The following is an 18,231-nucleotide window of genomic DNA, read 5'->3' on the forward strand; positions in this document are numbered from 1 at the left end:
TCCAAGACGACCGGCCGCGCTCCCGAGAGGGGGCGCGGCCGAAGTTTTTCAAGCCGCCGAAAAGAGCGGTTGAGAACGTGGGGAATAGGGACGCCGATGAGTGACAGCGTGACTCCGACCTGGGCAGGCCCGTTGCAGGGCGTTCGCGTCCTGGACTTCACTCGCGTGCTCGCCGGCCCGTCCGCCGCGCTGGCGCTGGCCGACCTCGGCGCCGAGGTGCTGAAGATCGAACCCCCGGGCGGCGGCGACGAGACCCGCACCTTCCCGCCGTTCCGCGACGGCGAAAGCCACTACTTCCTGAGCGTCAACCGCGGCAAGAAGAGCATCGTCATCGACCTGAAGACCGAGGCCGGCGTGGCGCTGGCCAAGGATCTGGCGGCCAAGTGCGACATCCTCATCGAGAACTACCGCCCGGGCGTGATGGACCGGCTGGGCCTCGGTTACGACGAGCTGTCGACGATCAATCCCGGGCTGATCTACTGCGCGATCTCCGGCTTCGGCATGACCGGGCCGCTGCGCGACAAGCCGTCCTTCGACATCGTCATGCAGGCCCTGTCCGGCGCGCTCAGCGTCAACGGCGAGCCGGGCTGCCAGCCGACCAAGCTGGGCATTCCGCTGGGCGACCTGGTCGGCGGCATCAACGGGCCGATCGGCATCCTGGCGGCGCTCTATGAGCGCAGCGTCACCGGCAAGGGCCGGCTGATCGACGTCAGCCTCATGGACGGGCTGATCGGCATGTTGGGCTACCTGGCGCAGCTGGCCTTCTTCACCGGCCAGGACCCGCAGCCGCAGGGCTCGCAGCACCCGAACCTGGTGCCCTACGGCGCCTTCCCGGCGAAGGACGGCTCGATCATCGTCGCCTGCCTGATGAACAGCTTCTGGGACAAGATCGGCCAGGCCTGCGGCGCGCCGGAGTGGGCCAAGGATCCGCGCTTCGACACCATCGAGAAGCGCCGCGACAGCCGCGCGCTGGTCAACGAGATGGTCTCGGCCTTCACCCGCGAGCGTACCGTCGAGGAACTGGTCGAGATCTTCACCGAGCACCAGGTGCCGCACGCGCCGATCCTGGGCATCACCGAGGCGCTGTCTCAGCCGCAGGCGATCGCCCGCGAGATGGTGGTCGAGGCCGACCATGCGGTGCTCGGCAAGATCCCGATCGTCAACCGCTCGATCAAGTTCCCCGGCGCAGCGCAGCCGGTCCCCACCGCGCCGCCGGTGCTGGGCCAGCACACCGAGGAGATCCTGCGCGACGTGCTCGGCCTGACGCCGGCGCAGGTCGAGGGGCTGCGGGCGCTGAAGATCGTTTCCTGACGCCCGTTAGCAACGGTTGGAAAAGCCTCTGATCCGGGGATATTGCTGTCCCCGCCGCGCGGCCGGATTCCGCGTGAAGCTCTCGGCCTGCGAGCCCAATGGATCTCAGAGGAACGCCCAATGTCTGAACTCCGCTTCGACGATCGCGTCGCCGTCATCACCGGCGCTGGCCGCGGGCTCGGGCGCGCCTACGCCCTGCTGCTGGCCTCGCGCGGCGCGAAGGTCGTGGTCAACGATCTGGGCGCCAGCCTGAAGGGCGAAACCGCCGACGCCAGCCCGGCCGAGGAAGTGGTGCAGGAGATCAAGGCGGCGGGCGGCGAGGCCATCGCCTGCACCGACTCGGTCGCCACCCCGGAGGGCGGCCAGAAGATCATCCAGGCGGCGATGGACACCTGGGGCCGCATCGACGTGCTGATCCACAACGCCGGCAACGTCCGCAAGGCGCCGCTTCGCGAGCTCAGCTACGAGGACTTCGAGAGCGTGCTCGACGTCCACCTGCGCGGGGCCTTCCACGTGGTGCGCCCGGCCTTCCCGCGGATGTGCGACGCCGGCTACGGCCGCATCGTCTTGACCTCCTCGATCAACGGTCTCTACGGCAACCCGAACGTGGTGAACTACTCGGTGGCCAAGGCCGGCATGTTCGGCCTGTCCAACGTCGCCGCCATCGAGGGCGCGGCCTTCGGGGTGAAGTCGAACATCATCATCCCGGCCGCGGTGACCCGGATGGCCGAGGGGCTGGACACCTCCAAGTATCCGCCGATGGAGCCCGACCTGGTGGCGCCGGCGGTGGGCTATCTCGCTCACGAGAGCTGCGCGGTGACCGCCGAGATGCTGATCTCGGTCGCCGGCCGGGTGGCCCGGGCGCTGCCGGTGGAGACGGTGGGCGTCTACCAGCCGACCTGGACCATCGAGCAGGTCGCCGAGCAGCTGCCGCAGATCCGCGACACCGGCAAGACCGACGGGCTGTGGATCTTCTCGCCGGCGCCCAAGGGCCACGTCGACCACCTGATGCGCAGCTTCGAGATGGCCAGCAAGGGCGGGTGAGAATTTCGCTCCTCCCCTGCGAAGCGGGGGAGGGGGACCGTCCGCCGAAGAGCGGGTGGTGGAGGGGGCAGGCGGCGCGCTTGACGCCGCCCGCTTCCTATCTTCCCGGCTTCAGAGGCGATGGAAGCCAGCGCAGCAGCGGCGGCTCGCCCCCTCCACCACGCGCTCTTCGCTGCGCTCGGCCCGTGGTCCCCCTCCCCCGCTGCGCAGGGAGGAGCGGGCGGGATACGGACCAAAAAAATCGCCGCCTTGCGGCGGCGATTCAGTCGACCTCCCGGCGGACCTGCTAGTGCAGGCCGCTGCCGCCGGAGAGCTCCTTGACCATGCCGGAGACGAACTCCTTGGCGTCGCCGAACAGCATGTGCGTCTTGTCGAGGTAGTAGAGCTCGTTGTCGATGCCGGCGAAGCCGGGGTTCATCGAGCGCTTGATGACCATCACCGTCCGGGCCTTATCGGCCTCGATGATCGGCATGCCGGCGATGGCGCTCTTCGGATCGTCGCGCGCCGCCGGGTTGACGACGTCGTTGGCGCCGATGATCAGGGCCACGTCGGTGGTCCCGAGGTCGCCGTTGATCTCGTCCATCTCGACCAGCTTCTCGTAGGGGATGTTGGCCTCGGCGAGCAGCACGTTCATGTGCCCGGGCATGCGGCCGGCCACCGGGTGGATGGCGAAACGCACGTCGACGCCCTTGGCGGTCAGCGCCTGGTAGAGCTCCGAGACCTTGTGCTGCGCCTGGGCCACCGCCATGCCGTAGCCGGGGACGATGACCACCGAGGTGGCGTTCTCCAGCATCAGGGCGGCGTCTTCCTGGCTCGCCGAGCGGATCGGCTTGGCCTCGCCGCCGCCGGTGGCGGCGACGACCTGACCGAAGCCGCCGAACATCACGTTGGCGAACGAGCGGTTCATCGCCTTGCACATGATCACCGCCAGGATGAAGCCCGAGGCCCCGTCCAGCGCGCCGGTGATGATCAGCAGCTTGTTGCCTAGCGCGAAGCCCATCGCCGAGGCCGCGAGGCCGGCGTAGGCGTTCAGCAGCGCGATCACCGTCGGCATGTCGGCGCCGCCGATCGGCGCCACCAGCAGCACGCCGAACACCGCGGCCAGCACGATGAAGGCGATCAGCAGCGGGCCGCTCGACGGATTGAGCGCCAGCGCCACGCCGCAACCGATGGCGGCGACGAAGACGCCGAGGTTCACCAGCTGCTGGCCCTTGAAGACCATCGGCCGGGTGGTGACCAGTTCCTGCAGCTTGGCGAACGCCAGCACCGAGGCGGTGCAGGTCAGGAACCCGAGCATCATCTCGAACGACAGCGCTCCGGATTCGAAGCTCAGGCCCTCGCCGTGGCCGGCCAGCTTGACCATTTCGACGACGCCGATCAGGCCGACGGCGAGCGCGCCCAGCGCGTGGCTGATCGCGGTCCGCTGCGGGATCGCGGTCATCGGCATCAGGTAGGCGAGGGGCGCGCCGATCGCTGCGCCGAGCAAGAGCGCCGCGGCGATCATCGGATAGTCGACGACCTCCGTCAGCAAGAGCGTGCCGACGATCGCCAGCAGCATGCCGAGCTCGCCGGCCAGCACGCTGCGGCGCGCGGTCGACGGATGGCTCATCCACATCAGCGAGAGGATGAAGCAGACGGCCGCGACGATGTAGGCGACCTCGACGACGATGTTGCCGATGATCACTTGGACGGACCCTTCTTGAACATCTTCAGCATCCGGTCGGTGATTAGGAAGCCCGAGACCAGGTTCACGGTGGCGGCGGTGACGGCGACGAAGCCGAGGATCTTGGTCAGCGGGGTGCCGGGCTCCTCGCCGAGGATGATGATCGCCCCGACGACCGCGACGGCGGCGATCGCGTTGGTCAGCGACATCAGCGGCGAGTGCAGCAGGCTGGAGACGCGCTTGATCAGCTGGAGGCCGAGGAAGGCCGACAGGATGAAGATCGCGACCAGGTCCGGGTTAAAGCCAGAGTGCATGTTCTCCCTCCAGGCGGTCAGGCGGCCGACGGGTAGACGACGGCGCCTTCGCGCACGACGCCCGCGGCCTTGAGGATGTCGTCGTCCGCGCCGCCGGTCTCGGACTCGGTCTGCTGGACGAGGTGCTGGACGAACGCCAACAGGTTGCGGGCGTAGAGGGTGGAGGCGTCCACCGCCACGCGGCCCGCCACGTTGGCGTAGCCGACGACGTAGACGCCGCCGGCCGTGGTCAGGATCTCCTCGGCCTTCACGCCTTCGACGTTGCCGCCCTGCTCGACGGCGAGGTCGACGACCACCGAGCCCGGGCGCATCGAGGCGACCTGTTCGGCGGTGACCAGCCGGGGCGCCGGGCGGCCCGGGATCAGGGCCGTGGTGATCACCATGTCCTGCTTCTTGATGTGCTCGGAGATCAGCGCGGCCTGCTTGGCCTGGTACTCGGCGCTCATCTGCTTGGCGTAGCCGCCGGCGGCCTCGGCCGCGGCGAACTCCTCGTCCTCGACGGCGACGAACTTGGCCCCCAGGCTCTGCACCTGCTCCTTGGCCGCCGGGCGCACGTCGGTGGCGGTGACTACCGCGCCCAGCCGCCGGGCGGTGGCGATCGCTTGCAGGCCGGCGACGCCGGCGCCCATGACGAACACCCGCGCCGGGGTGATGGTGCCGGCCGCCGTGGTCATCATCGGCATGGCCCGGCCGTAGACCGTCGCCGCCTCGATCACCGCGCGGTAGCCGGCGAGGTTGGCCTGCGAGGACAGGGCGTCCATCACCTGCGCCCGGGTGGTGCGCGGCAGGAGCTCCATGGCGTAGGCGCCGACCCCTTGCGCGGCGAGCGCGTCGAGCAGCGGCCGGTTGCGCGACGGATCTAGCAGGCCGACCAGGGTCGCCCCGCGCTTCAGCTTGGCGATGTCGTCATGGGCCGGCGGCCGCACGCTCAGCAGCACGTCGGCGCTCGCCAACACCGCCGCGCGGTCGACCAGCTCGGCGCCGGCGGCCGCGTACTCGGCGTCCGGGAAGCTGGCGGCGAGGCCCGCGCCGCGCTCGATCAGCACCTTGGCGTCCTTGGCGAACTTCTTGGCGACCTCGGGCGAGAGCGCCACGCGCGTCTCGCCGGGGAAGGTCTCCTTCAACACGCCGAGCGTGCGCGACTCCGAACCCATGCCAGCTCTCGTCCACTTCCTGCGAAGCCGCACGCGGCCCCGGTCCACCGGAAATCTGCGCTGCGACCGGATCCAGGATCGGACCGCCGCACCGCATGGAACCCCAACCCCCGGTCGGGCCGCGCCGAATCTGAGAACTTGTCCCAGTTCGGCGTCGCGGAGTTCCGTCAGCTCTGGCGTAATGTCGTCATCTGGCGGCCGCGTCAACCAGGGCCGGCTTGAACGGCGTAACACGGAGAGTCCAGCTATCGCCTGGGCGATGCTGCGTATCTGTACCAATTATGGCCGAGGTTCGGGCTTTCGGCTCGGCCGCGACAGCCGGCGCCAGAAGGGGGCGCGCGCCTGTGCTAAACGAGTCCGCCGCCGGCGAGCTTCCGGCAGACCTGGAACGCGGGGTGGAGTGACGATGTCGGAGGCGCGCAAGCGGCGGCCGCGGGATCCCGAGGCGACGCGGGAGGCGATCCTGGAGGCGGCGCGCACGCGGCTGGCGGCGGACGGCCCGGAGGGCCTGAGCCTGTCGGAGGTGGCGCACCTGGCCGGGGTCAACCGCGGCACCGCCTACCAGCACTTCGAGACCCGCGAGAAGCTGATCAAGGCGACCGCGGAATGGGTGTCGGACAAGCTGTTCCGGGCGGTGTTCGGCGATCCGGAGACGATCGGCGAGCGGCGGGTGGAGCAGGTCGACATCGCCGAGATGACCGACCGGCTGGCGAACTTCGCGATGGACAATCCGGAGCTGTGCCGGGTGTGGCTGCTGCAGGTGCTGTCGTCGGAGGATCCGGCCAGCGACCCGTTCTGGAAGGAGTACGCCGGCTCGCAGACCCGGTTCGCCAAGACCGACCTGGCGCAGCCGGGCGTCGACACCGAGGTGCTGTCGGTGATCATGCTGGCCGGGGCCTTCCTGTGGTCGGCCTGGGGGCGCACGCATGCGGCCAGCGAGGACGAGCGGCGCAGGCAGGCCCGGCGCTTCGCCCAGGAGTGCCTGCGGATCTCGATGTACGGCAGCCTGCGGGCCGAGCGCTTCCCGGAGATCGCCGAGCGGCTGAAGCCTTCGCCGGCGAAGGCGGGTTAGCGCGCGGCCGAGGGCTGAGGCGGTTTTATCGCCGCGGCGCTGAGTGGAGAGGGCCGCCCGGCGGGCTGGCGTTTGGCGGGCGGATATGTCACGACCCGCTCGACCTGAAGACTCTAGGAAAGACAGCGCCGCATGTTCTCCGCCCTGCTGATCAACAAGACCGACGCTGGCCAGACCGTCGAGGTGACCCAGCTGGACGAAGCGCAGCTGCCGGAAGGCGACGTGGTCATCGAGGTCGCCTACTCGACGCTGAACTACAAGGACGGGCTGGCGATCACCGGCCGTTCGCCGGTGGTGCGCAAGTGGCCGATGGTGCCGGGCATCGACCTGGCCGGGACGGTCGTCGAGTCGTCGAACCCCGACTGGAAGGCCGGCGACGCCGTGGTGCTGAACGGCTGGGGCGTCGGCGAAGTCCACTGGGGCGGCCTGGCCCAGAAGGCCAAGCTGAAGGGCGAGTGGCTGGTGCCGCTGCCCGCCGGGATCTCGGCCCGCCAGGCGATGGCGATCGGCACCGCCGGCTACACCGCGGCGCTGTGCGTCGAAGCGCTGGAGCAGGCCGGGGTGACCCCGGACAAGGGCGAGGTGCTGGTCACCGGCGCGACCGGCGGCGTCGGCAGCGTGGCGATCGCGCTGCTGGCCAAGGCCGGCTTCACCGTGGCGGCGTCGTCGGGCAAGGCCTCGGAGGCCGAGTACCTGCAGCAGCTCGGCGCGAGCACCATCATCGACCGCAACGAGCTGTCGGCCCCCGGCAAGCCGATGCAGAAGGAACGCTGGGCCGGCGTCGTCGACTCGGTCGGCTCGCACACCCTGGCCAACGCCTGCGCCCAGACCCGCTACGGCGGCGTGGTGACCGCCTGCGGCCTGGCCCAGGGCATGGACTTCCCGGCCTCGGTCGCGCCGTTCATCCTGCGCGGCGTCAGCCTGCTCGGCATCGACAGCGTGATGGCCCCGAAGGCCAAGCGGCTGGCGGCCTGGGCCCGCCTGGCCCGTGACCTCGACCTAGCCAAGCTCGACGTGATCGGCGGCCAGGAGATCGGCCTGTCCGGCGCGGTCGACGCGGCGACCCAGCTGATGGACGGCAAGGTCCGCGGCCGCATCGTCGTCAACGTCAACAAGTAAGACCCCAGCGCCGGGCCGGGCGCCCGGCGTTGCGCCATCAGCCTTGAGGCCGCTCCCCGGGAGCGGTCTCCACGAAGAGCCAGACCGATGACCAAGACCCTCGACACCTCCGACCTCGACCAGCACATGGGCAAGCCCATTCAGCCGGCGCGGATGAAGGAAGAGATCCACAACAACGACATCCGTCGTTGGGCGCAGGGCATGCACTACGCCAACCGGCTGCACTACGACGCCGACTACGCCGCCGAGAGCCGCTTCACCCGCCTGGTCGCCCCGCAGTCGTTCGCCGTGACCATGGACTGCGCCCACGGCTCGGCCCCGGCCTGCGTCGGCTCGATCCCGAACTCGCACCTGCTGTTCGGCGGCGACGAGTGGTGGTTCTACGGCCCGCGGGTGTTTGGCGGCGACCGGATCATCAACGAGCGGATCCCGTTCGACTATGTGGTCAAGGACACCAAGTTCGCCGGCCCGACCTGCTTCCAGCGCGGCGACAACTTCTACAAGAACGACCGCGGCGAGCTGATCGCGAAGCAGCGTTCCACCGCCATCCGCTACAGCCTCGAGCATTCGAGCGAGACGCCGCCGACCGGCGCGACCGAGGATCCGGAGTGGACCGACGCGCAGATCGCGGAGCTCGAAGCGCGCAAGTTCCAGTGGATCCAGATGATCCACGACCTGGGTCACAAGGAACGCTGGTGGGATGAGGTCAACGTCGGCGACAAGCTGCCGGAGCGGGTGTTCGGCCCGCACACCATCGCCAGCTTCACGACCGAATGGCGCGCCTACCTCTTCACCATCTGGGGCGGCACCCACCGCCGCACCGACCTGGACCTGGAAGCGCTCGGCTTCGTCGGCCCGATGGCCGGCCACGAGAACGACCCGGTGATGGAGGCGATCAACCCCGAGTTGACCGACGGCGCCTACTTCGGCCCTTCGCGCGGCCACCTGTTCCCGCGCTGGGCGCGTTTCATCGGCATGCCGCGCGCCTATGGCTACGGTGCGTCGATGGGCGCCTGGATCCTCGACTACATGGCCGGCTGGGCGGGCGAGCACGGCCTGGTCGTGCACTCCAACGCCTCCTACCGCGGCCCGGCCTTCACCGGCGACGTCACCATCATGACCGCCGACGTGGTCGACAAGTTCGTCGATGACGAGGGCCGCCACCTGATCCAGGTCGACGTCAAGATGGCCAGCCAGCTCGGCGTCACCATGGCGACGGCGAAGGCCGAGATCCAACTGCCCAAGAAGTAATCCGGACCCGGCTCGCCGCATGACCAAGCACGACCTGCCCGACCAAGCCGCCAAAGGCCTGTCGATCATCCACGGCGTCCCGCTGAGCGAGGAGCCGGGCCTCGGCACGCTGACGCTGCCCGCCTACCTGCGTGAGGTGACCCAGCAATATGGCCCGCGCGAAGCGCTGGTCATGCACCATCCGGACGGCTCGGTGGAGCGCTGGAGCTACGACGAGCTGTGGGCCCGGGCGATGGCCGTGGCCCGCGCGCTCGTCGCCAACGGGGTCGGCAAGGACACCCGGGTCGGCGTGCTGATGACCAACCGGCCGGAATGGCTGTCCGCCGTCTTCGGCGTGGCCCTGGCCGGCGGCGTGGCGACGACGCTGTCGACCTTCTCCACCCCGGTGGAACTGGAGCAGCTGATCCAGATGTCGGGGATCTCGACGCTGCTGTTCGAGCGCAACGTGCTCAAGAAGGACTTCGCGGCGATCCTGAACGACCTCGAGCCGCAGATCGCCCAGGCCAAGCCTGGCGAGCTCGCCTCGCTGAAGTTCCCGCACCTGCGCCGGCTGGCGATGGTCGGCGAGGGGGCCTCGCAGGGCGCCCTGGAGACCTGGTCGGACTTCCTGGCGCACGGCCAGGCGATCGCGCCGGAGCACGTCGAGGCGATCGCCTCCACGACCCTGCCGGCGGATTCCGCGGTGCTGTTCTTCTCGTCGGGCTCGACCGGCAAGGCGAAGGGCATCCTGTCCTCGCATCGCGGCGTCACCGTCCAGTGCTGGCGCTGGAAGCGGATCTACCAGTTGCAGGACGACGTCCGCTGCTGGAGCGCCAACGGCTTCTTCTGGTCGGGCAACTTCTGCATGGCGCTGGGGGCGACCCTGACGTCCGGCGGCAGCCTGGTGCTGCAGCCGACCTTCGAGCCGGCCGAGGCGCTGCGGCTGATGGCGGCCGAGAAGGTCACCCTGCTGGTCGCCTGGCCGCACCAGTGGGCGCAGCTGAAGGCGCAGCCGACCTGGGAAAGCACCGACCTGTCGTCCGTGCGCTACGTCGACGTCGAGCTGCAACAGCTCGGCTCGAACCCGACCCTGACCACCAAGTGGCGCGAGCCGCGCTGGGCCTACGGCAATACCGAGACCTTCACCATCACCACCATCTTCCCGGCGAATACGCCGGAGGAGATCGCCGGCGCCAGCCATGGCGAGCCGCTGCCGGGCAACACCATCCGCATCATCGATCCGCTGAGCGGCGAGACCGTGCCGATGGGCGAGCGCGGCGAGATCACGGTGAAGGGCCCGACGCTGATGCTGGGCTACATCGGCATTCCGCTCGATGAGACGCTCGACGCCGAAGGCTTCCTGCGCACCGGCGACGGCGGCTACATCGACGACAAGGGCCGCCTGGTCTGGGAAGGCCGGCTGAACGACATCATCAAGACCGGCGGCGCCAACGTCTCACCGATCGAGGTCGATGGCGTGCTGGCGACCTTCCCGGGGATCAAGGTCAACATGACCGTCGGGGTGCCGCACGAGACGCTGGGCGAGATGGTCGTCTCCTGCGTCGTGCCGAAGGCCGGCGTGGAGCTGTCGGAAGCGGCGATCCGCGACTTCCTGAAGGAGCGGCTAGCCAGCTACAAGATCCCGCGCCGGGTGCTGTTCGTGCAGGAGGCCGACCTGGCGCTGACCGGCAGCAGCAAGGTGAAGTCGGGCGCGCTGCGCGAGCTCGCGGCCAAGCTGCTGGCGGCCGAGGCCTGAGGCAAAGGGCCGGGTGCTGGCCCGGCCTCGCCGCCTCGCGCGGAGCGCACGCCTGACGCGCACCCGCAACCGGTGGGTGGTTTCGCCCGGCGCTCGACCTGCGAATATCCCGGCTCGTCGGCAGGGATCCCGGCCTTCTGGGCTCGGAGCGTAGATGGCGTCGTCAGGCGGCACATTGAGATCGATGGAGTTCGTCGCCGAGGGCGGCGTGCGCCGGGCGTTCGAGAACAGCCCCGACGGCGTCCTGATTCTGGACTTCGCCGGGATTGTGCAGTTCGCCAATTCCGCGGCGGCGACCCTGCTCGGCGCGGACGCCGTGCGGCCGGGCGCCAGCTGGTTCTTGCAGTGGGCTGCGCCGGATCGCGCCGCCGCGCGGGTCGGCGTCGAGGCCGCGGCTGGGGGAGAGACCCGTCGCTTCAGCGCGCCGATCGCGAAATCGGCCGGCGGGCTGCGATACCTGGACACCGTGGTTTCGCCGCTGCGCGACGAGGCGGGCGCGCCGATCGCCGTGCTCGTGACCTCGCGCGACGTGACCGAGCTGGAGGAGGCGCGGCTTGCGGCCGAGGCTCGCGAACGGGTCGCGAGCCATGAAGCCTCGGTGCTGCGCGCGGTCGCCGACATGGTCTATCTCGGCAGCTGGGAGATGGATTTCCGGCGGAACGTCACGCGGGTCGCCGGGGCCGGCGTGCAGGCGATGCGCGGCGGGCCCGAGCACGGCGAGCTCGACAGCGAAGCCTCGTTCGAGATGTTCCGCGCGGAGGACGCAGCGCGGATCCAGGGGATGATCGAGCGCGCCTGCCGGACGGGCGAGTCCTTCCGCTACGACGCGCAGATCAAGCGCCACGACGGCACGCTCGGCTGGGTCCGGGAGTTCGGCGAGCCGATTTACGAGGAGGGCGTCTGCGTCGGCATTCGCGGCGCCGGCATGGACATCTCCGACGAGGTGGCCTCCCGGGAAGCCGTCGAGCGCGCCGAGCGCCGGCTCAAGCTCGCCGCCCAGCTCGCGGGGATGGAGGTCTTCGAGCTCGATTTCGATCGGCAGTCTCTGCTGCCGTCGTCGCCGCAGGCCGACGAGGACGTGTCGCGCTACAGCGACCTCTGGCCGAATCCGCTGCACATCGTCGACCCCCGCGATCAGGCGCGGGTCCGCGCCGAGTGGGAAAGGGCGGTCGCTACCCAGGGGCCTTTCCGCTGCGAATTCCGCATCCACCGCGAGGGCGAGGAGGCCTGGATCTACTGCGTCGCCGAGGTGGTGCCGGAGGAGGAGCAGCCCCGGCGGGTGGTCGTCGCGACCATGGACATCACCGAGCGCAAGCGTCACGAGCTGGAGATCCTCCAGACCATGGGGCAGATGCGCGAGCACGAGGCGCGGCAGAAGCTGCTGCTCGACGAGCTCAACCACCGTGTGAAGAACACCCTGGCCTCGGTCCAGTCGGTGGCGGTGCAGACCCTGGCCGGCGCGCGCGAGCTGCATGAGGCGCGCGACCTGTTCATCGAGCGGCTGATGGCGCTCTCCAGCACCCACGACCTGCTGGTCAAGCACGCCTGGACCAGCGCCTCGTTCCGCGAACTGGTGGAGGTCACGCTCAGGCCCTACGGCAACGACTGGCGGTACGCTGGGCCGGACCTGCGCCTCGACCCCAACTACGCGGTCAGCCTCGGCATGGCGGTGCATGAGCTCGCGACCAACGCGATCAAGCACGGCGCCTGGCGCAATGGCGGCCACGTCGACATCACGACCGCCGTCGAGGGCGGCCAGGTGCGCATCGTCTGGCGCGAAAGCGGCGGCCCGCCGGTGTCGCCGCCGACCCGCGGCGGCTTCGGCGCGCGCCTGCTGCAGCGCGGCGTCGCCGCGGAACTGGGCGGCAAGGTGGTGCTGGACTATGCGCCCGACGGCCTGGCCTGCACGATCCAGGCGCCGACCAGCGCCCGCCTGCGGCTGGCCCCTCACGATTCCGAGAAGAGCCGGCTGACGGTCTGACGCCGGTCGCCGGGCCCGCGCCTCAGCGCGGCCGCACGCCGTTCAGGAACATCCGCACGCAGATCTGGATGCGCTTCTCCAGAGCTGCTTCGTCGACCGGCCCGCCGAGGACGATGGAACGCGTCGGCCCGCCGATCACCATGCTGAGGAAGGTCGCCGCGGCGATCTCCGCATCCTCGATGTGCAGTTGGCCCTGCTGGGCGTAGCGGCTCAGCAGGCCGGCGAGATAGACGATGGTCGGCCGCGTGCCGTGCTCCAGGGCATGCAGGATTTCCGGGAACCGGTAGGACTCGGCGTTGACGATCCGCTGCATCCGCAGGCCGACCGGGCTGATGGCGTTGGCCTGCCGAATCCGGGCGATGGCGACCAGGGTGGCTTCCAGGTCCTCGGTCTCGACGGCCTGCAGGGCCTCGACCGGGATCACCCAGCGTTCGATGGCGCGCTGCACCGCGGCGCGGAACAGCGCGCTCTTGTCTTCGTAGCGCGCATAGACGGTGCGCTTGGTCATGCCGACGGCGGCGGCGATCGCCTCCATGGTGACCAGCTCGAAGCCCTTCTCGAGGAACAGCTCCAGTGCGCGGTCGAGCAGTTCTTCGTGCCGCAACTCGGCCTGTTCACGAGTCGGGCGACCGGCGCCGGGGCGATGATTGCGGGTCAGCTGCTGCATAGCGTCGAGTCTTGATAGGCCTGTTCTGGCCGATCCGCCAATTCCACTTGAAACCCAGGTCCGCCGCCTCCGCCGGAATGATTGCCCCTCGATGCAATCGAAAGGCGCGCGCCGTCAGCCGGCGCGGCGTGCCCCGCCGGGGGCTTCCGCGGCGAGCGGCCGGCGGTCGACCACCCGCAGGCCGAAGCCCTCCAGCACGCTCAACTTTCGCTGAAGGTTGGTCAGAAGGATCATGTCCTGGACGCCCAGGTCCCGCAGGATCTGTGCGCCGATCCCCAGTTCGCGCTGGCGGCGGTTCGCACGATAGGCCTCCGCGCCGGCGCTGATCCGCTCGGAGATCGCATTCGGGTTGGAATCGCGCACGAACACCGCCACCGCCGGTCCGTCATGTTCCGCCAGCGTGCGCAACGCGTCGGGCACGTGGTCGCGGCGCGCCTCGCTCCAGCCCAGCACGTCGGCGGCGAGGTCGGTCTGGTGCACCCGCACCAGGGTCGGGACGTTCGGCTGCACGCGGCCGCGGACCAGGGCGGCGTGCTCGCCGCCGTCGATCCGGTTGCGATAGACCACGACCCGGAAGTCGCCGCCGTAGTGGCTGGAGAACGGCGCCTCGACCACACGCTCCACCAGCGCCTCCGAGCGGCGGCGGTAGGCGATCAGATCGGCGATGGTGCCGATGTGCAGCTCGTGCTGGCGGGCGAACTCGATCAGCTCGGGCAGGCGGCTCATCGTGCCGTCGTCGTTCATGATCTCGCAGATCACCCCGGCCGGGTTCAGCCCGGCGAGGCGCGAGATGTCCACCGCAGCCTCGGTGTGGCCGGCGCGGACCAGTACGCCGCCGTCGCGCGCGACCAGCGGGAAGATGTGCCCCGGCGAGACGATGTCGTTGCGGCCCTTCGAGGCGTCGACGGCGACGGCGATGGTGTGCGCCCGGTCATGGGCGGAGATGCCGGTCGTCACCCCCTCGCGAGCCTCGATCGAGGCGGTGAAGGCGGTGCCGTGACCCGACTGGTTGCGCATCACCTGCGGCGCCAGGCCGAGCTGTTTCGACCGCTCGCCGGTCATCGCCAGGCAGATCAGCCCGCGCGCGTGGGTCGCCATGAAGTTGATCATCCGCGGCGTGACGAATTGCGCCGGGATGATGATGTCGCCCTCGTTCTCGCGGTCCGGGGCATCGACCAGGATGTAGGGCAGGCCGTTGCGAGCGTCTTCGATGATCTGCTCGATCGGGGAGATGTCCGTGTCCGCCACGTGGTTCGTCTCTGCAAGGGAGGGCGGCCGCCTAAAGGGGCGGCCGCCGGACCGATGGGCCCAGGCCAAAATTCGGCTGGCCTTTTAGTCCTTTGCGCGAGCGGGGGCCATGGCGGAGTCCCCAGGGGCGTCAGTGCGCCTCAGCAGCGCGACTTCTTGGAGATCTCGCGGCCGAGCAGCGCGCCGGTGCCGGCGCCGACGATGGTGCCGGTCATCCGGTCGCGACCGCCGTCGATTTCGCGGCCCAGCAGCGCGCCGGCGGCGCCGCCGACGATCAGGCCCGTGGTGCCGCTGGTGCGGCAGTTCTCGCGGTAGCGGTTCTCGCTGTGATGATGGTGGTGCTTGTGGCCGCGGCGATGGCCGTGGCCGTCATGCGCCTCGGCGACGGCCGGCAGGCCCGCCAGGGCGGAAGCGGCGATGACGGCGGCGGTGATCAGCTTGCGTGACATTCTCTTAGTCTCCCCTCGCTCGGCGGGTGGCCGGCGCGTCTTCTTGATGAGCGGTTTGTCATGGCGGCGCTTGCGCTTACCTGAAGCGCCTTTTCATGCGGCGTTCATCTTGAGCGATTGCGGCGGGGATCGGGCCGGGCGGGGCGCTTTGTGCAGGTCAGAACGTCGCAGGTGCTCAGGATCGCGCGCCGCCCGAGGCGAACCCGGGCGGGCCGGCGGATGTTCTTTTGGATCGGGGCCTTAGCGGGAGATGCGGCATGAATGTCCGCCCGCCGATCTTCGCCGACCGTCGCGACGCCGGGCGGAAGCTGGCCGACGCCCTGCGCGATTATGTCGACCAGGATCCGGTCGTCCTGGCGCTACCCCGCGGCGGCGTGCCGGTCGCCTATGAGATCGCCGTCGAGCTGGTCGCCCCGCTCGACCTGCTGTTCGTCCGCAAGATCGGCGCGCCGGGCCACCCGGAGCTGGGCATCGGCGCGATCGTCGACGGGGCCGATCCGCAGGTGGTGATGAATGCGGACGGCGGCGAGCTGATCGAACCGCCGCCCAGTTACATCGCCGAGCAGGTCCGCCGCGAACTGCAGGAGATCGAGCGCCGCCGCGAGGCCTATCTCGGCGGCCGCGAGCCGATCGACGTGCATGGCCGCACGGTGCTGCTGGTGGACGACGGGGCGGCGACCGGCGGCACGCTGCGCGCGGCGATGCAGGGGCTCGAGAAGGCCGAGGTCGGGCGGCTGGTCGCGGCGTTGCCGGTCGGCCCGTCGGAAGTGATCCTGAAGCTCGCCGAAGACGCCGACGAGATGGTCTGCCTGTGCACGCCGACGCCGTTCCGCGCGGTCGGCCTCTGGTACCGCGACTTCCGCCAGACCTCCGACGAAGAGGTCGTCGAGCTGCTCGCCCGAGCCGGCCCCGCCGCCCCCGAGGATCGTGGGGCTGGGTTGGTCGGTGCGGACCGTCGGCCATAGCGTCGGCCCTCAGAGTGCGAACGATCCGCCGCGCGGGGCCGGCTTGGGTTAGGATCTCACCGCCTTCTCATCTCTGCAGCGGAGATCCGAAATGCCGAGCTTCAGCCGTCGCCATGTGCTCGCCGGGACGGGAGCGGCGGCGGCCGCTGTCGCGGCGCCGGCCTGCGCGCAGCCCGCGTCGTCGCGGGCCCTCGCCGGCAAGACCTTCCTGATCACCGGCGCCTCGTCCGGTTTCGGCCGCCTGGGCGCGTTGCTGTACGCCCGCCAGGGGGCGAGGGTGTTCGCCACCATGCGCAACCTGCCGCGGCCCGAGGCGGCCGAGCTGCAGCAGATCGCCGAGGCCGAGAAGCTCGACATCCAGATCCTCGAGCTCGACGTGTTGTCGGACACGCAGGTCGCCGCCGCGGTGGCGGAAGCCGAGCGCCGCAACGGCGGGCCGATCGACGTGCTGGTCAACAACGCCGGCATCGTCATCGGCGGCCCGGTCGAGGTGCAGGATCTGGAGGCCGCCCGGCTGGCCTTCGACACCAACGTCTACGGCTACCACCGGACGGCGCGCGCCGTGCTTCCGGGGATGCGCCAGCGCCGCGGCGGGCTGATCGTCAACGTGTCCTCGCAGCAGGGCCGGATCATCATGCCGGGGTTCGGGCTCTATTCGGCGACCAAGTTCGCCGTCGAGTCGATGAGCGAGCAGCTGGCCTACGAACTGGCGCCGCACGGGATCGAGGTGACCATCATCCAGCCCGGCGGCTTTCCGACCAATGTCGGGGCCAACATGAACCGCTACACCGGCGCGCTGCGGGCGCGCGCCGACGCGCGTCACACGGCCGGCTATCCGGAGATGGTCGCGCGGATGGGCGGCCGGCAGGGCGGCGGCGGCGGCGGCCAGCCCGATCCGATGGACGTGCCGCGGGCGATCGCCGAGATCGCCGCCCTGCCGGCCGGCCAGCGGCCGCTGCGCCGTCCGGTGCACCCCGGGCCCAAGCCGCAGGAGGCGATCAACCGGGTGTCGGCGGAGACCCAGCTGGCGCTGCTTGGCGCGACGCCCTACGGGCCGTGGGCCAGGGCGGTGTTGAGCTGATCCGAGCTCGGGGAGCCGGGGATCGCGCCGACGATACCTCGACCTGACGCATTGTCGGCCGCCATGGGCCGCGCCACGTTAGATCGGCGGACAGGAGAGATCATGGCGCAGATCACGACGCTGGCGCGGCTGCGCGAGATCATCCCGGAACCCAGCCCGCGCGCCGGCGCCAAGTTGCGCGATCGCCTGTGCGACCAGGGCGTGGAGTTCATCCGGCGCAGCCCGTTCCTGGTTCTCGGCACGATCGGAAGTTGGGGCCTGGAGCTGAGCTCGAAGGGCGATGATCCCGGCTTCGTCGAGATCGTCGATCGCCAGACCCTGTTGATTCCAGAGCGGAAGGGCAACCAGCTGGCGTTGGGGCTGGGCAACATCCTCGCCGAGCCGCGCGTCGGCCTGATGCTGGTGCGGCCGGCCACCGACGAGGTGCTGCGGATCTCCGGCCGCGCCTCGTTGATCGATGATCGCGAGACCTGCGAGCGGCTGTCCGCCCGCGGCGAGCCGGCGGTGCTGGTGATCCGCGTGGAGATCGACCGGGCGGCGTTCCACTGCGTCCGCTCGGCCCGGCGCGCGGGGCTCTGGCAGCCGGAAACCTGGGACGAGCCCACGAAAATCTCCTTCGGCCGGATCTACGCCGAAGCGCTCGAGCGCCCGGAGATCGAGGCGGAGTTCGACCGGCTGACGGAGATCAGCAACTCCAAGCTCTGAGGGGCGGAACCTGTCTGCGCGCGGCGGACTCTCCTGCAGAGTCACCCAGGAGATCGCCATGCAGACCGAGCCGAACATCCCCGCGGCCGCGGGCCCTGCCCATGCGCCGGACGAACAGCGGCTGGCGGCGGCGCTGCGCGACCTGCTGCAGTACGACGACTTCACCGACTACCGGGACAGCCTGGGCCGGGCCGGGCGCGACAGCCCCGCCTACCGCGCCGCCCAGGCGCTGGTCGAGCACTTCGGCCTGACCCACGATCAGCTCGTCGCGGCGCTCGACCATGCTGACCTGTCAGGCGACCTGACCCCGGTCGCGCGCCGGCTGGTGGACCTGCGGACCGCCGATCCCAGCGAGACGCCGCCGGAATACCGCACCTGGCACACCGGCCCTTAAGCGGCGGCGACTGCGGCGCGGGCGTTCACGCCAAGGTGCGAACGCCTTGGCCGGAGTCTCCGGGGTTCACCTAATACC

At 70.1% G+C, this 18,231-nt stretch carries 17 protein-coding genes; 11 read left to right on the forward strand and 6 right to left on the reverse strand.

Annotated features, from left to right (window positions below; all coding sequences use genetic code 11):
- Nucleotides 1–108: 108 nt before the first annotated feature.
- Both ACSQ14_RS22265 and ACSQ14_RS22270 read left to right on the forward strand, forming a co-directional pair.
- Nucleotides 109–1,311, forward strand: coding sequence for a CaiB/BaiF CoA transferase family protein (locus ACSQ14_RS22265; RefSeq protein WP_436016619.1), 1,203 nt, complete (start codon nt 109–111; stop codon nt 1,309–1,311).
- A 120-nt stretch (nt 1,312–1,431) separates the two neighbouring features.
- Nucleotides 1,432–2,355, forward strand: a complete 924-nt coding sequence (locus ACSQ14_RS22270) for an SDR family NAD(P)-dependent oxidoreductase (RefSeq protein WP_436016621.1) — start codon at nt 1,432–1,434, stop codon at nt 2,353–2,355.
- Between the two features lie 286 nt (nt 2,356–2,641).
- On the opposite strand, the gene ACSQ14_RS22275 is transcribed toward ACSQ14_RS22270, so the two are convergent.
- From ACSQ14_RS22275 to ACSQ14_RS22285, 3 genes are read right to left on the reverse strand one after another with little or no spacing between them, the layout of a single operon-like run.
- On the reverse strand, nt 2,642–4,039 hold the full coding sequence (locus tag ACSQ14_RS22275; RefSeq protein ID WP_436016623.1) for an NAD(P)(+) transhydrogenase (Re/Si-specific) subunit beta: 1,398 nt from the start codon (nt 4,037–4,039) through the stop codon (nt 2,642–2,644).
- Complete coding sequence (locus ACSQ14_RS22280; protein ID WP_436016625.1) at nt 4,036–4,332, reverse strand: NAD(P) transhydrogenase subunit alpha; 297 nt, start codon at nt 4,330–4,332, stop codon at nt 4,036–4,038. The genes ACSQ14_RS22275 and ACSQ14_RS22280 overlap by 4 nt, the downstream gene beginning before the upstream one ends.
- 17 nt (nt 4,333–4,349) lie before the next feature.
- Complete coding sequence (locus ACSQ14_RS22285; protein ID WP_436016627.1) at nt 4,350–5,486, reverse strand: Re/Si-specific NAD(P)(+) transhydrogenase subunit alpha; 1,137 nt, start codon at nt 5,484–5,486, stop codon at nt 4,350–4,352.
- 406 nt (nt 5,487–5,892) lie between these two features.
- Here ACSQ14_RS22285 and ACSQ14_RS22290 point away from each other — a divergent pair, with 406 nt between their 5' ends.
- The 5 genes from ACSQ14_RS22290 (at nt 5,893) to ACSQ14_RS22310 (ending at nt 12,644) form a co-directional block, all read left to right on the forward strand.
- Complete coding sequence (locus ACSQ14_RS22290) at nt 5,893–6,558, forward strand: TetR/AcrR family transcriptional regulator (RefSeq protein ID WP_436016629.1); 666 nt, start codon at nt 5,893–5,895, stop codon at nt 6,556–6,558.
- A gap of 132 nt (nt 6,559–6,690) precedes the next feature.
- Entirely contained in the window at nt 6,691–7,677 is a 987-nt protein-coding gene (gene acuI / locus ACSQ14_RS22295; RefSeq protein ID WP_436016631.1) for an acrylyl-CoA reductase (NADPH), read from the forward strand.
- 87 nt (nt 7,678–7,764) lie between these two features.
- Nucleotides 7,765–8,928, forward strand: coding sequence for an FAS1-like dehydratase domain-containing protein (locus ACSQ14_RS22300; protein ID WP_436016633.1), 1,164 nt, complete (start codon nt 7,765–7,767; stop codon nt 8,926–8,928).
- Nucleotides 8,929–8,947: 19 nt separating this feature from the next.
- Complete coding sequence (locus ACSQ14_RS22305; RefSeq protein WP_436016635.1) at nt 8,948–10,663, forward strand: class I adenylate-forming enzyme family protein; 1,716 nt, start codon at nt 8,948–8,950, stop codon at nt 10,661–10,663.
- Nucleotides 10,664–10,817: 154 nt separating this feature from the next.
- Nucleotides 10,818–12,644, forward strand: coding sequence for an HWE histidine kinase domain-containing protein (locus ACSQ14_RS22310; RefSeq protein ID WP_436016637.1), 1,827 nt, complete (start codon nt 10,818–10,820; stop codon nt 12,642–12,644).
- A gap of 22 nt (nt 12,645–12,666) precedes the next feature.
- Here ACSQ14_RS22310 and ACSQ14_RS22315 read toward each other — a convergent pair whose 3' ends face one another.
- The 3 genes from ACSQ14_RS22315 to ACSQ14_RS22325 all read right to left on the reverse strand — a co-directional run bounded on the left by ACSQ14_RS22315 (nt 12,667) and on the right by ACSQ14_RS22325 (nt 15,008).
- On the reverse strand, nt 12,667–13,311 hold the full coding sequence (locus ACSQ14_RS22315; RefSeq protein ID WP_436016639.1) for a TetR/AcrR family transcriptional regulator: 645 nt from the start codon (nt 13,309–13,311) through the stop codon (nt 12,667–12,669).
- A gap of 114 nt (nt 13,312–13,425) precedes the next feature.
- Nucleotides 13,426–14,559, reverse strand: a complete 1,134-nt coding sequence (gene ribB / locus ACSQ14_RS22320; RefSeq protein ID WP_436016641.1) for a 3,4-dihydroxy-2-butanone-4-phosphate synthase — start codon at nt 14,557–14,559, stop codon at nt 13,426–13,428.
- A 140-nt stretch (nt 14,560–14,699) separates the two neighbouring features.
- On the reverse strand, nt 14,700–15,008 hold the full coding sequence (locus ACSQ14_RS22325; protein WP_436016643.1) for a glycine zipper 2TM domain-containing protein: 309 nt from the start codon (nt 15,006–15,008) through the stop codon (nt 14,700–14,702).
- 257 nt (nt 15,009–15,265) lie between these two features.
- Between ACSQ14_RS22325 and ACSQ14_RS22330 the strand changes: the two genes are divergently transcribed.
- The 4 genes from ACSQ14_RS22330 (at nt 15,266) to ACSQ14_RS22345 (ending at nt 18,153) form a co-directional block, all read left to right on the forward strand.
- Nucleotides 15,266–15,973: a phosphoribosyltransferase gene (locus ACSQ14_RS22330; RefSeq protein WP_436016645.1), complete on the forward strand. Its 708-nt coding sequence runs from the start codon at nt 15,266–15,268 to the stop codon at nt 15,971–15,973.
- A 91-nt stretch (nt 15,974–16,064) separates the two neighbouring features.
- The gene (locus ACSQ14_RS22335; protein WP_436016647.1) at nt 16,065–17,054 is read left to right on the forward strand and encodes an SDR family oxidoreductase; all 990 of its coding nucleotides are present in this window, start codon (nt 16,065–16,067) and stop codon (nt 17,052–17,054) included.
- Nucleotides 17,055–17,156: 102 nt separating this feature from the next.
- Entirely contained in the window at nt 17,157–17,759 is a 603-nt protein-coding gene (locus ACSQ14_RS22340; protein ID WP_436016649.1) for a pyridoxamine 5'-phosphate oxidase family protein, read from the forward strand.
- Between the two features lie 58 nt (nt 17,760–17,817).
- A complete protein-coding gene (locus tag ACSQ14_RS22345; RefSeq protein WP_436016651.1) occupies nt 17,818–18,153 on the forward strand; it encodes a hypothetical protein in 336 nt (111 codons plus the stop codon).
- The last annotated feature ends 78 nt before the right edge of the window (nt 18,154–18,231 follow it).

The sequence above is a fragment of the Phenylobacterium sp. LjRoot219 genome, from assembly GCF_964252995.1.
In the GTDB taxonomy this organism is placed as follows: domain Bacteria; phylum Pseudomonadota; class Alphaproteobacteria; order Caulobacterales; family Caulobacteraceae; genus Phenylobacterium.